The sequence below is a fragment of the Paraburkholderia sp. GAS33 genome, from assembly GCF_050436645.1.
Lineage (GTDB): Bacteria > Pseudomonadota > Gammaproteobacteria > Burkholderiales > Burkholderiaceae > Paraburkholderia > Paraburkholderia phenazinium_B.
In genome coordinates, this window is record NZ_JBNDMP010000019.1 from 43,114 (window position 1) to 56,645 (window position 13,532).

General features: G+C 62.3%; 12 protein-coding genes. 3 read left to right on the top strand and 9 right to left on the bottom strand.

The features are described from left to right. Positions 1-255 precede the first annotated feature (255 nt). Positions 256-594 (top strand): hypothetical protein, encoded by a 339-nt coding sequence (locus tag P3T24_RS35775; RefSeq protein ID WP_429441501.1) that lies wholly within the window; start codon positions 256-258, stop codon positions 592-594. A gap of 56 nt (positions 595-650) precedes the next feature. On the opposite strand, the gene glmS is transcribed toward P3T24_RS35775, so the two are convergent. From glmS to P3T24_RS35800, 5 genes are all read right to left on the bottom strand, one after another. Further along, the gene (glmS, locus tag P3T24_RS35780) at positions 651-2,468 is read right to left on the bottom strand and encodes a glutamine--fructose-6-phosphate transaminase (isomerizing) (protein WP_429411568.1); all 1,818 of its coding nucleotides are present in this window, start codon (positions 2,466-2,468) and stop codon (positions 651-653) included. A gap of 64 nt (positions 2,469-2,532) precedes the next feature. Continuing rightward, on the bottom strand, positions 2,533-3,894 hold the full coding sequence (gene glmU / locus P3T24_RS35785; RefSeq protein WP_429441502.1) for a bifunctional UDP-N-acetylglucosamine diphosphorylase/glucosamine-1-phosphate N-acetyltransferase GlmU: 1,362 nt from the start codon (positions 3,892-3,894) through the stop codon (positions 2,533-2,535). 153 nt (positions 3,895-4,047) lie between these two features. Then, positions 4,048-5,067 carry a tRNA 2-thiocytidine(32) synthetase TtcA gene (ttcA, locus tag P3T24_RS35790; RefSeq protein WP_429441503.1) on the bottom strand — a complete coding sequence of 340 codons (1,020 nt, stop codon included), beginning with the start codon at positions 5,065-5,067 and terminating at the stop codon, positions 4,048-4,050. Positions 5,068-5,070: 3 nt separating this feature from the next. Continuing rightward, positions 5,071-5,466 carry a dihydroneopterin aldolase gene (locus P3T24_RS35795; RefSeq protein WP_074262800.1) on the bottom strand — a complete coding sequence of 132 codons (396 nt, stop codon included), beginning with the start codon at positions 5,464-5,466 and terminating at the stop codon, positions 5,071-5,073. Positions 5,467-5,552: 86 nt separating this feature from the next. Then, positions 5,553-6,377, bottom strand: a complete 825-nt coding sequence (locus P3T24_RS35800) for an SDR family oxidoreductase (protein WP_429441505.1) — start codon at positions 6,375-6,377, stop codon at positions 5,553-5,555. Between the two features lie 13 nt (positions 6,378-6,390). On the opposite strand from P3T24_RS35800, the gene P3T24_RS35805 reads away from it, so the two are divergent. Together P3T24_RS35805 and P3T24_RS35810 are read left to right on the top strand one after the other, a co-directional pair. Beyond that, the gene (locus tag P3T24_RS35805) at positions 6,391-7,578 is read left to right on the top strand and encodes a class I SAM-dependent methyltransferase (RefSeq protein WP_429441506.1); all 1,188 of its coding nucleotides are present in this window, start codon (positions 6,391-6,393) and stop codon (positions 7,576-7,578) included. A 40-nt stretch (positions 7,579-7,618) separates the two neighbouring features. Continuing rightward, positions 7,619-7,813: a DUF2905 domain-containing protein gene (locus P3T24_RS35810; protein ID WP_074262803.1), complete on the top strand. Its 195-nt coding sequence runs from the start codon at positions 7,619-7,621 to the stop codon at positions 7,811-7,813. A gap of 751 nt (positions 7,814-8,564) precedes the next feature. Here P3T24_RS35810 and P3T24_RS35815 read toward each other — a convergent pair. The 4 genes from P3T24_RS35815 to P3T24_RS35830 all read right to left on the bottom strand — a co-directional run bounded on the left by P3T24_RS35815 (position 8,565) and on the right by P3T24_RS35830 (position 13,470). Continuing rightward, positions 8,565-9,800 (bottom strand): multifunctional CCA addition/repair protein, encoded by a 1,236-nt coding sequence (locus P3T24_RS35815; protein WP_429441508.1) that lies wholly within the window; start codon positions 9,798-9,800, stop codon positions 8,565-8,567. Beyond that, positions 9,797-10,444 carry a glutathione S-transferase family protein gene (locus P3T24_RS35820; protein WP_429287787.1) on the bottom strand — a complete coding sequence of 216 codons (648 nt, stop codon included), beginning with the start codon at positions 10,442-10,444 and terminating at the stop codon, positions 9,797-9,799. Before P3T24_RS35820 ends, P3T24_RS35815 begins: the two co-directional genes overlap by 4 nt. 28 nt (positions 10,445-10,472) lie before the next feature. Beyond that, positions 10,473-11,426 (bottom strand): complex I NDUFA9 subunit family protein, encoded by a 954-nt coding sequence (locus tag P3T24_RS35825; RefSeq protein WP_429441510.1) that lies wholly within the window; start codon positions 11,424-11,426, stop codon positions 10,473-10,475. A 73-nt stretch (positions 11,427-11,499) separates the two neighbouring features. Next, the gene (locus P3T24_RS35830) at positions 11,500-13,470 is read right to left on the bottom strand and encodes a transglycosylase SLT domain-containing protein (protein WP_429441512.1); all 1,971 of its coding nucleotides are present in this window, start codon (positions 13,468-13,470) and stop codon (positions 11,500-11,502) included. Positions 13,471-13,532 lie beyond the last annotated feature (62 nt).

Below are 13,532 nucleotides of genomic sequence, written 5' to 3' on the forward strand. Positions count from 1 at the left end.
GGTGCGCCGGAAGTATTACTAATATTAATGCGAATCATTATCGTTTGAAAGCAAATTGGATGCAACCTTTCTGAACGATGACGAGGATTTTCGACGGGCGCGGGTGGGTGCTTGCCGGTTGACGACTCAGCTGGCGGCAGCCCGTCTCACGGCAAATGTCCGCGCAAACATGTTCCGAATCTGCGGATGGCTGCTTATAGTGGAGCCGTGCGAGCTTCCTTCTTCAGGACAGGCACCTTCGACAGGGACAGCGAAATGACTACTTCTTCCGAGCTGGTGAACAGTCCGCAGGACGCGACGCCGGAGTCGCTGCTGGCTCTGATCAAATACCTCGACCTCGCGCTGGACAAAGGGAAGTCCGTCGTGATGATGCGGCACGAGGCCGGGGTGTGTTCAGTTTATGTTGGTGACCCGGCGGATGAGGAGAATCCGTTGAGTCGCCAGGGAACCATCGCAGTAGGCGTGGCCGACGAGATACTTGAACTGACGCGGGCTGGGGTGAACAGGCTAGAGGTCGGGGATCAGGTGTATCGGTTTGTTCGGAGTTTTACGCATGTTGCGGGTGTGGGGGCGGTGGTTTTTGGGCCGGCTTAGGAGCACGCCAACCGAGGTCAGCGCGCGCTCCGATATACGGCTCGCGCCCCCTGCCCTCACTCCACCGTCACCGACTTAGCCAGATTCCGCGGCTTGTCCACATCCGTCCCTCTCGCACACGCCGTGTGATAAGCCAGCAACTGCAGCGGCACCACATGAAGAATCGGCGACAGCAACCCATAATGCTCAGGCATCCGAATCACATGCAGACCTTCGTCATTGACGATCCGCGTATCCGCATCCGCGAACACATAAAGCTGACCACCGCGCGCCCGCACTTCCTGAATATTCGACTTTAGCTTTTCAAGCAGCGCGTCGTTCGGCGCCACCGTTACCACCGGCATTGCCTCGGTCACCAGCGCCAGCGGCCCATGTTTCAACTCACCTGCCGGATAAGCCTCAGCATGAATATACGAAATCTCCTTGAGCTTCAACGCACCCTCAAGCGCGATCGGATAATGCAGCCCACGCCCGAGGAACAGCGCATTTTCCTTGCGTGAAAACTCCTCCGACCAGGCGATGATCTGCGGCTCAAGCGCCAGCACGCTATTGAGCGCCGCCGGCAAGTGACGTAGCTGCCTGATGTAATCCGCTTCCTGCGACGCATTCACATGCCCGCGCAGCTTGCCCAGCGTAACCGCCAGCACAAACAACGCCACGAGTTGCGTAGTAAAAGCCTTGGTCGACGCCACACCAATCTCGCGTCCTGCATGCGTGAGGAACGAAAACTCCGTCTGCCGTACCATCGCACTCGTGCCGACGTTGCACACCGCCAGCGTATGCTGATGCCCAAGTGACTGCGCATGCTTCAACGCCGCGAGCGTATCCGCCGTTTCGCCCGACTGCGAGATCACCACCACCAGCGCCTTGGGATTCGGCACCGACTCGCGATAGCGATACTCGCTCGCAATCTCTACCTGGGTCGGAATCTTCGCCACCGATTCCAGCCAGTACTTCGCCGTCAGTCCCGAGTAATAGCTCGTGCCGCACGCGAGAATCAGCAGGCTGTCGATACCCTCAAACACCTTCTGCGCACCGTCACCAAACAGCGCTGCATCGAAGGTCTCGGCTTGCGGAATCGTGTCAGTAATCGCGCGCGGCTGCTCGAAGATTTCCTTCTGCATGAAGTGCCGATACGGGCCAAGTTCGACCGCGCCACCATACGCCGCCACCTGACGCACTTCGCGCTGGACAATGTCGCCATCGCGGTCGGCAATTCGCACCTGTTCGAGCGCCAGCTCGCACACGTCGCCTTCCTCGAGGAAGATGAAGCGCTCAGTGCTGCCAGCAAGCGCCAGCGCATCCGAAGCAAGGAAGTTCTCACCATCGCCCAATCCAACGACCAGCGGTGAACCCTGACGCGCACCCACCACCGTATGCGGTTGATCCTTATGCAGCACGGCAATCGCATACGCGCCATGCAACTGCTTCACCGCGGAACGCACCGCGGCGAACAGATCGCCCTGATACAGGCTATGCACCAGATGCGCGATCACTTCCGTATCGGTCTGCGAGACGAACTCGTAGCCCTTGCCGCGCAGCATTTCACGCAGTGCTTCATAGTTCTCGATGATGCCGTTGTGAACTAGCGCGAGCGCGTTTCGCGAGAAGATCGGATGAGCGTTGTCCGTGACCGGCGCGCCGTGCGTGGCCCAGCGTGTGTGCGCAATCCCCGTGATCCCTTCAAGGTGAGTCTCGCGCACCTGATCGTCGAGATCCGCCACCCGGGCGACGCTACGCGCGCGCAGCGGTTCACCGTTGGCCAGCACGGCGACGCCGCACGAGTCGTAGCCGCGATATTCGAGACGACGCAATCCTTCGATCAGGACGGGGACGATATTACGTTGCGCAACCGCGCCGACAATGCCGCACATAGATTCTGAGTCCTTTGCAGGGGTTCGGTTTCAAGGCGTGCACTGCACGCACGCCGGGTGAGCTTCAGCTTTTCTTTTTGGTCGGGCGTACGAAACCCGTCTTGCTCGTCTGGGTCTTGTCGTTCAGCACCAGCACATTGTCCCCGACGTCTTTCCAGATCGTCGTGCCCGCGGCGATCGTCACGCCGCGGCCGACGCGTACCGGCGCGACAAACTGCGTATCCGAGCCGACAAACACATCGTCCTCGATGACCGTGCGGTGCTTGTTTGCACCGTCGTAATTGCAGGTGATGGTGCCCGCGCCGATGTTCACCCGCGCGCCGACATCCGCGTCGCCGATATAGGTGAGATGCCCCGCCTTCGAGCCATGGCCCAGCACGGCATTCTTCACTTCGACGAAGTTGCCCACATGCGATTCGTCCAGCAGCGTCGCCCCTGGCCGTAGCCGCGCATACGGTCCAAGCCCCACGTTCGCACCGATTTCGGCGCCTTCGATATGCGTGAACGCTTCGACGTGGCTACCCGCACCAATCGTGGCATCGCGGATCACGCAGTTGGGGCCGATCGTCACGTTGTCTGCGAGCGTCACATGCCCTTCGAACACGCAGTTCACGTCGATCGACACATCGCGCCCGCATTCGAGCGTGCCGCGCACGTCGATACGCGCCGGGTCGGCCAGGGTCACGCCCGCTACCAGCAGGGTTTCCGCGACGTTTTGCTGGTGAATCCGCTCCAGCTCGGCCAACTGTTGCTTGCTGTTGACGCCAAGCGTCTCCCACTCTTCATCGGGCTGGGCCGTGACAACCTCAAAACCGGCTTCGGTTGCGCGCTCGACCACATCGGTGAGGTAGTACTCGCCCTGCGCGTTGTCGTTCTTCAGCGCGGCGAGCCACATGCCGAGCTGCGCGGTCGGCGTCACGACAATGCCCGTATTGATTTCGGCGATACGCAGCTGTTCCGGCGTCGCATCCTTCTGCTCGACGATCCGCACCACGCAGCCGGTCTGGTCGCGCACGATGCGACCGTACCCCGTGGGATCGTCGAGCATCACCGTGAGGACGCCGTAGCAGCCCTCGGCGGCACTGTCGACGAGGCGCTTGAGCGTGCTCGCCCGCGTGAGCGGCACGTCACCGTACAGCACCAGCGTCGGCACGCCGGGATCGAGTAACGGCAAAGCCTGCTTCACGGCGTGCCCTGTGCCGAGCTGCTGTTCCTGGACGGCGAACAGCACATCGGGCGCGGCTACCGCAGCACGCACGGCTTCACCGCCATGGCCGATCACCACGACGAGGCGGCTGGGCTCGAGCGTACGAGCGGTGTCGATAACGTGAGACAGAAGTGGCCGGCCGGCCAGGGGATGCAGCACCTTGGGCAGCGCGGAGCGCATGCGCTTACCGGTGCCTGCCGCCAAAATCACGATGTTCATGGCGTCGGCGAGGGGACGAGTTTGGAGCCGATGATTCTAGCATGCGGCCCATGACAGAGACGCTCGCGGGCGGATTTACTACGGAGGTTCGCAATCCCGGAAGCACGGGGCTTCCGGGGCGTTTAGAGCAACTTCAAAGCAATGCGTACTGCTTCACAGATCGTCGAACTGCACGATCGAAATCGGCTTCGATCCGTTGAGCGTCGCGCCCTCGATGGAATCGGTCGAGCACGGCTCTTCGTCGAAGGCGATATCGCCGTGCGGATCGGCTTCGCCCGTCGCGCGCAGGCCGGCGAACGGGAACAGCTTGTGATCCATCAGATGCGACGGCACGATATTCGACAATGCATTGAACATATTCTCGACGCGGCCCGGGAAGCGCTTGTCCCAATCGCGGATCAGCGCCTTCATTTCCGCGCGCTTCAGGTTCGGCTGGCTGCCGCAGAGGTTGCACGGAATGATCGGAAATTCGCGCAACTCCGCGTATTTCTCCAGATCGGTTTCCTTCACGTAGGCGAGCGGCCGGATCACGATGTTCTTGCCGTCATCCGACTGCAGCTTCGGCGGCATGCCCTTCAACTTGCCGCCGTAGAACAGGTTCAGCAGCAGCGTCTGCAGGATGTCGTCACGATGGTGGCCAAGCGCGATCTTGGTGGCGCCCAGCTCACCGGCCACGCGGTACAGGATGCCGCGACGCAGCCGCGAACACAGCGAGCAGGTGGTCTTGCCTTCCGGCACTAGCCGCTTGACGATGCTGTAGGTGTCCTGATTCTCGATATGGAACGGGATGTCCAGCTGCTTCAGATACTCGGGCAGCACGTGTTCCGGGAAGCCCGGCTGCTTCTGGTCGAGATTCACCGCGACGATGTCGAAGTGGATCGGCGCGCGCTCGCGCAGGCGCATCAGCACGTCGAGCATGGCGTAGCTGTCTTTGCCGCCCGACAGGCAGACCATCACCTTGTCGCCTTCCTCGATCATGTTGAAATCGCCGATCGCCTGACCGACGAGGCGCGCAAGCCGCTTGAACAGCTTGTTGTTCTCGTACGCCTCTTTCTGCTCGCGGCGCGTAAGCGCAGGCTTGGCGGACCGTTCGGCAGTCGCCGCGGCGCCCATCGTTTCGGCCGGCGCTGCCTCGCGCGTCGTTTCGGCGCTCAGGATCTCAGGAGCGTTCATGACTCAATCCTCTTTGATGCGGAAGACTTCGATGCCGACGGCATCGCAGTCCGGATACACGTCCGGCTTTTCGGTGGACACGCGGGCCGCGCGCACCTGCGGATGGGCGAGCAGCGCGGTCAGCAGGTCGTCGCAAAGCGTTTCCTGCAGGTGAATGTGACCGCGTTCGACGCGGCGTGCGATGGTAGCGCGCATGAAGTCGTAGTCGACGACTTCGCGCAGTTTGTCCTCGACGGGGGTCGACAGCGCGAGCGGCACGTACAGTTCGACGTTGATCACGACGCGTTGCTCGCCGCGCTTTTCGAAGTCATGCACGCCGATGTTGATGTGCACTTCGTAGTTGCGCAGAAAAAGCCGGCGGCAATCGGCTAGCCGGGGATGCGAAAGAGCGGCAAACATGGTCGTTCCAGTCAAAAAAAGCGTGCGGGGCACGCAAGGGGGCGCTTCAACGCACCACGGCCCCTAAATTTAAGGGCCGCGCACATTCAGGCGCCCGTCAAAAACATCACGTCACGCGGGGACGGCACGAGGTGCTGACCGCCGTCGACCACCAGCGTCGTCCCGGTCACACCCGCCGCCTCGGCCAGATACAGCGCGGCGGCAACGATATCCTCGGGCCGCGACGCGCGGCCGAGCGGGGTGATGCGATGAGCTTCGGCAAAACCTTCCGGCGTCTGATCGCCGGACTGCAGCGTCAGCCCGGGCGCGAGACCCACCACACGCAGTTTCGGCGCCAGCGCCTGGGCGAGCGCGACGGTAGCTGTCTGCAACGCCGCCTTGGACAGCGTGTAGGACAGGTAATCCGGATTCATGTTGTACAGCTTCTGGTCCAGCACATTGATGACGACCGCGCGCTGCGCCTCGTCGCTACGGGCGGCTTCGGGCGTGGCCTCATACAGCATACGCGCCAGCACGAGCGGCGCGCCGACATTCGCGGCCATATGGCTGAGCAGTTGTTCGTAGCCTATGCTCTGGGCGGTATCTTCGTCGAACTGGGACGCATTGTTGACGATACACACTGGCCGCCCCAACGCCGCCATACAATCGGGCACGAGCCGGGCGACTTCCGCCTCGACAACCAGATCCGCCTGCAGCGCGACCGCCCGGCGGCCGAGCGCGACGATTTCGGCGACCACCTGGTCGGCTTCCGGCTTCGACTTCCCGTAATGGACGGCGACGTCCCAGCCCCGCCCAGCAAAGCCGAGCGCCAGTTCGCGGCCGATCCGCCGGGCAGCGCCGGTGATCAGGACAACACGCGGAACGGAGGCCGGACGGTCGACGGCGGCGGAAGTGTCGGTAGGAACGGTCATTTACAATACACGGATGAATCCGATAGCTCACCAACCCGATAGTTTACCTGCTCCCGGCCCGAGCGCGCTTGCGCAGTCGGAAGCGCTGTCCGCGCAGATCCGCTCGGCGATCGCCGCAGCGGATGGCTGGCTGCGGTTCGACCGCTACATGGAGCAGGCGCTATACGCGCCGGGACTGGGCTACTACGGCGGCGGATCGATCAAATTCGGCCGCCGTCCGGAGGATGGCAGCGACTTCGTGACGGCCCCGGAACTGTCACCGTTGTTCGCCGCGACGCTGGCGCGACCGGTCGCCCAGGCGCTGGAGGCGAGCGGCACACGCCACGTGATGGAATTCGGCGCCGGGACCGGCAAACTGGCAGCCGGCCTGCTGAACGCGCTGGAGGAACTGGGCGCCGCCGTCGAAACTTACTCGATCGTGGACCTATCCGGCGAACTGCGTGAACGGCAACGCTCAATGATCGAAGCGCAAGCGCCTGCACTGGCAGCGCGGGTCCGCTGGCTGGATGGGTTACCGGAGCAGTTCGAGGGCGTGGTGATCGGCAACGAGGTGCTGGACGCGATGCCGGTGCGTCTCTTCGCTCATACGAATGGCGTGTGGCACGAGCGCGGCGTGACGTTCAGCAACGACGAGCTCGCCTTCGCCGACCGGCCGGTGAGCGCACAGCAGGACATGGAGTTTCTGACGAGTCTTGAAGTGGACGGCGATTACATTGCGGAGACGCACGAGGCGGCGCGAGCGTTCACGCGGACGATCTGCACGATGCTGACGCGAGGCGCGGCGTTGCTGATCGACTATGGTTTTCCGCGACACGAGTACTACCATGCACAGCGAGCGCAGGGCACGTTGATGTGCCACTACCGGCACCGGGCGCACGGCGATCCGTTTTTGTATCCGGGTTTGCAGGACATCACGGCGCACGTAGAGTTTACGGGCATCGCCGAGGCGGGCGTGGATACGGGAGCTGACTTGCTGGGGTACACATCGCAGGCGCGGTTTCTTCTGAACGCCGGAATTACTGAGGTATTGGGGGAGATTGACCCAGCGGACACGACGCGGTTTTTGCCTGCGGCGAATGCGGTGCAGAAGTTATTGTCCGAGGCGGAGATGGGTGAGTTGTTCAAGGTGATTGCGTTTTCGCGGGAGATCGAGGAGACGCTCGACGCGTTTGCGAGCGGGGATCGGACGCATACTCTTTGACCGCGTTCGTGGTGAATTGCATTTCCGTTAGGGGCTCACGATGATCCGGTGGTTGTTGACTATGTTTATCGCCGTGGCGATTTTGTCGGGCTCCTGGCCGTGGCTCAGGAAGATTGGGATTGGGCGGATGCCCGGGGATGTGACGCTCAGGATGTTTGGGAAGGAGTATCCGTTTCCGTTTATGTCTACTTTGTTGTTGACTATGGTTTTGTCTTTGGTTGTTAAGGTTTTGTAGTGCCCCCGGGGGGTTGCCTGCGGCGCCTTGGTTTTTTTGGTTTTACTGGGGTGTTGGCCTTTCCTTGCATTCTTATCGGTCTATTAGCTTCGCCCCTGTGCGGGGCGGCACTTACTTTCTTTGCCGCCGCAAAGAAAGTAAGCAAAGAAAGCGGGCTTCAAACCGCTAGCCTTTAGGTGTCCACCACTTAAGCTATCCCGAAGTGGTCCGCGCACGCACCGTGCCCTCGCACCTCCAAACCTAGTGACAAAGCAATCATCCACCCCACTCCGCACTACGTGCGTCGCGGATGGGCCTGCAAGGGAAAGCGTGGTTTGCGCATGCGGGCTACCCTACATTTCGGAGAAGAGAAAGGTCGCGCAGTATAGTTAGAAATCCTATCTAGCCTCAGAGGTTTCCGCTTTAACCAGTGGAATGACAGACCGATATAGTTAGCATACCTACCGAGCTTGCAGAAGGTGTTATGTGCCGCGGCGGGGCGCGCAGCGCGACGCTGGAACGGATGACTGCCTTGTCACAAGCGCGGGTGGTGCGAGGGCACATTGCGTGCGCGGACCACTCTGTCGTGGGTGGCAGTGGGAGACACCTACGAGCTGGCGGTGTGAAGCCCGCTTTCTTTGCTTACTTTCTTTGCGGCGGCAAAGAAAGTAAGTGCCGCCCCGCACAGGGGCGAAGCTAATAGACCACTAACAAAGCAAGGAAAGGCCAACACCATAGTAAAACCACCAAAGCGCCGCGCAGGCAAAAAAACCTACTCCTCAAGAGCAACAGCCACAACCCGAACCCTCTCCCTCTGCACTGCCTCCCTAATAAGCTCAGGCCGATCCCCAACCCCCTTAGCAATAGCCCCAGCATCGACAGCCCGCGCCGCGACAAGAGCTACTCTTAAGCGTTCAGCCTGAGGATAACCCCGAGCCTCAAACCCAAGCCGCCCGCGGGCATCCGACTCACATGCCTGCAAAGCCTCAGCAAACCGCCCAGGTTTCCGAATCGCATCACACCGCTCGAGCAGCCGCACAACCCCAGCAGCACCCGTCTCCATGACCCGATGAATATTCCCATGCTCCCGGGCAACGAGAAGCGCCAGATCCCGACACTCATTCGGCACCCGCAACCGCTCGCACAACGGCTTGAGCAAATCCACACTCCGCCCTTCATGCCCAATATGCCGCGGCAAAACATCCTCAGGCGTCGTCGCCTTCCCCAGATCATGCGTCAACGCAGCAAACCGCACCGCCAACGCATACCCCTGCGCCGCGGCATGATCCACCACCATCATCACATGCATCCCCGTATCCACCTCGGGGTGATAGTCCGCTCGCTGCGGCACGCCATACAACGCGTCGATCTCCGGCAAAATCCGGGCAAGCGCCCCGCATTCGCGCAACACCTCAAACATCCGCGATGGTCGCTTCTCCATCAGACCGCGTGACACTTCCTGCCACACCCGCTCGGCCACCAGCGCGTTCACCTCACCCGCCTCCACCATCTTGCGCATCAGCGTCATCGTTTCCGGCGCCACCGTGAAATCGGTGAAACGCGCCGCAAAGCGCGCCACCCGCAAGATCCGTACAGGGTCTTCCAGGAACGCATCGCTCACATGCCGAAACACGCGCGCCTGCAAATCCGCCTGACCGTTGAACGGGTCGATCACTGGTCCGGTCAGTACGCCGTCCGGGCGCACTTCGCGTGCCATCGCGTTGATCGTCAGATCGCGTCGCGCCAGGTCCTCTTCGAGCGTTACGTCCGGTGCGTAGAAAAACTGGAAACCGTGGTAGCCAGCCGCTGTCTTGCGTTCGGTGCGCGCAAGCGCGTACTCCTCGTGCGTCTGCGGATGCAGGAACACCGGGAAGTCCTTGCCGACCGGACGGTAGCCCTGCGACACCATCTGCTCTGGCGTCGCGCCCACCACCACGTAGTCGCGGTCCTGGACCGGCACGCCCAGCAACTCGTCGCGAATCGCACCGCCTACTGCGTAGATATTCATTCGGGTATTTCGTAAACAGGGATCACGTGGGTCTCGCGCTGCGCGTCTTCAATCCAGGCGCGCACCGCCGGCTGTTGCGTCACGCGCCGCGCGTACGCCGCCGCTGTGTCGGACAGCGCTGGCTGCCACGTGTTAAAGCGCATCACGACCGGCGCGTACATTGCGTCCGCAATGCCGAACTCGCCGAACAGAAACGGGCCGCCATGACGCTCGATGCAACTGCTCCAGATCGCGTCGACGCGCGCGATATCCGCCAGTGCGCCCGGTGTCGCGCCCTTGCCAGCAAACGACGCGCGTATGTTCATCCACATGTTCGAGCGCAGATCGCCAAAGCCCGAATGCATCTCGGCGCTGATGCTGCGCGCCTCGGCACGCTGCGCCGCATCGCGCGGCCACATGGCGTGCTGCGGAAAGCGCTCGGCGAGCGTCTCGGCAATCGCCAGCGAGTCCCACACCGACAGACCATCGTCGCCCACCAGACAAGGCACTCTGCCCGACGGCGAATGCTCGAGGATCGCCGCCCGCGCGCCGGCTTCAAACAACTCGATACACACCTCGTCGAATGGAATGCCGAAGTGCTTCAGCAACACCCACGGACGCATCGACCACGAGGAATAGTTCTTGTCACCGATCAGAAGTTTCATGCTTCAGGTAAAGGAACAAAAGAAACGTTTAACGCCCCGCGCTCGCGCGGAATGTGTTGAAGCGCGAGCGCAGGGACGCGTCCGTCAGATACACGGGCGCAATCGTCTCGATGGCAGCCGGCTCGATCCCCAACTCCGGCGCGAGCGGGCCGCTCAGCACGCTCGGCACTTTCATCGAATCGAGATTGTCGCGCGAGATCAGTGGCTCACCCGGCGCCATTTCGAAGCTCAAAGCCTGCAGCCGCGCCAGCGCGCTCGGCAGCCGCATGATTCGCGCGTGGCGGCCGATCACATCGCCGCAATACTGCACCAGTTGCTCCAGCGTATAGACGGTCGGGCCACCGAGTTCATAAGTGCGGCCGGTGGCGGCATCGAGATCGAGCACGTTGAGAATCGCCTTCGCGACGTCGCCGACAAACACCGGCTGGAACTGCGCGTCCGGCGACGCCAGCGGAATCACCGGGAACACACGTTGCAGGAACGCGAACTGATTGAGGAACCTGTCCTCCGGACCGAATACCACAGAGGGCCGGAAAATCGTCGTTGCCAGCGTCGACGCATGCACCGCCTTTTCCCCGTCACCCTTGGAGCGCAGGTACATACTCGGCCCGCTCGGGTCCGCGCCTAGCGCACTGACATGGATCAGCCGGTGCGCACCCTTGCCTTCGCAGGCGGCCACGATTCTGGTCGGCAACTCGACGTGCATCCTCGCGAACTCGGGACCGTACGGTGTGCCGCGCCCGCCATGCAATGTGCCGACCAGGTTGATCACCGCGTCGGCGCCTTCCAGGAAGCGTGCAAGCTGCACCGGATCGAACACGTCGGCTTCGATCACGTCGATGGGCAACAGAGTGAGGTGACGGGCGTTGTAGCGTCGACGGGTGGCAATGCGCACGTCTTTGCCGAGCTCGACGAGCGCGTTGACAAGATGGCTGCCGATAAAACCGGAGCCACCGATAATCGCAATGGCTTGATGTCGCATTTCCGACTCCCTGGTGGAGCCGCGGCAACGGCTGGAGTGAGGCGCCGCCGCGGGACGCGCGGCGGCACGACGCTTACGGCGCGATATAACCTAGACGCGCCTTCAGCGATTGCGGACGGCCTTCAAACAACGCCGCATAGTAGACCGTATTGGACAGCACGTTCTTGACGTAGTCGCGCGTCTCGGTGAACGGAATCGTCTCCGCGAAGACCGCTCCTTCGACCGGATGCGACAGCCCTTCCCGCCACGCCTTTGGCCGGCCCGGCCCGGCGTTGTAGCCGGCGGTAGCGAGCACGGCGGATGCGTCGAACTGATTGTAGATCATCGAAAGGTAGTTGGTACCGAGCAGGATGTTCGTGTCGATATCGTTCATCTGCTCACGCGAAATCGGACCCAGACCGATCTTCTTCGCCACCAGTTGCGCGGTGCCCGGCATCAGCTGCATCAGGCCGCTGGCGCCCACTTCGGAGCGCGCATTCATGATGAAGCGCGATTCCTGACGGATCAGACCATACGCCCACTCGACATCCAGACCGTTCGACTGGGCGTCGCGCTCGACGATGTCGCGGAACGGAGACAGGTAGCGCAGCGAGAAATCGTGTTCGGTCTTGGTGCGATCCGCGGTGTTGACAGTGCGGTCGTACAACTCGATGCGGCGCGCGTATTCCGCAACGGCAAGCAGTTGGCGATCGGTCATGGTGCGCAGCGGCCAGTTCCATTCCCGGTTGCCTTCGAGGCGCAAATTGAGCTGATAGAAGCGTTGCGCGAGGGCCAGGCCCGGCGTATTCGCCGCCTGCTGCACTTCGGCGTCGGTCACCGCGGTCTTCGCCGGCACCGTGATCTTCTGGCCCAGTTCTTCCAGCGCGAGTTGCCCGTAGAAGTTATAGCCCGACGAGATCGTGGCGAATTCCTGGTTGGCCTGGTCTGTCTGACCCGCCTCCTTGAGCGCACGAGCGTGCCAGTACACCCACGACGGCTGGCTGCGCAGCGCAGCCGGCATCTGTTCGATCGACCAGCGCACCATCGTCCAGTCGCCCGCCAGCAGCGCGCTGCGGGTGCGCCACTCGTAAGCCGGATTCGACAGCAGCGGCGCATTCGCCGACAGCCGGTACCAGTCCACCGCCGTCGACATCTGCTTGGCGGCCGCCTCATAGGCAATCGTGCCCCAGCCGATCGCACGCTCCGGCGAACTCAGCGACGGCGCCACCGACGCGAAGGTGGCCGCGGCCATGGCCGGGTCGTTGCGCGCCATCCGCGTGATGGCCAGCAAGGCCAGCTGATGCGACTGCGGATCGGGCCCGACGCCGCGCGCCAGCAATAGCGGCGGCGCGCTCGACGCCTGATCGAACAGCGCCGGATCGGGGCGCTGGTTGCCGAGCGCATCGACCAGCTTGTTGCCGGTGTTGGGGTAGTTCTGTTCGTAAGCGAGGCGGATCTGCTGCCAGACGTCGTCGGCGCTGAACTGCTGGTTCGTGGCGAGCGCCGTCACCAGGTCGACGCAGCCGTCGCCATACCACTTCGGGTCGACGAGCAGCGCGCGCGCCGCGTCCGCGACGTTCTCACCGTGCGCCGCGCGCGATTCGAGCGCGTAGCACTTGACCTGCGTGTCGTCGTTCAGCACGAAGCGCGCGTATTGCTGGTCGAAGTTATTCCAGTCGTGGCGCGAACCGAGCACCACCAGGTAGTCGTTGCGCAGCCGGTCGGCGATCGCCTGGCCGTCGTATTTCTGCAGGAACGACAACACCTCGGCGTCCGGCACAGTGAGACTCGGATGCCCGCTCGAATCGAACAGCTGCGGCTTAAGCTGGAAATACTCCACGTAACCTGGCGCCGGATAATCCGGAATCATCGCCGCCAGTTGCGCTGCGCGCGCAACATCGTTATTGCGCGCTGCTTCGCGCAACTGCACGAAAATCTGGTCGTCGTTGGAGAGTTGCGATACCGGTACAGGCTTGACCGCGGAAGCAGTGCTGCACGCGACGAGTGCCGCCGCGGCCAGCGCAAGACCGACCGCGCGATATACTCGAAAGAGGCGTTTTGACATCGTTGTTTCTGGAGCGCGAATTGAGCCAAAGCATAGCACGCAACCCCCTGCCGGAATCGAAA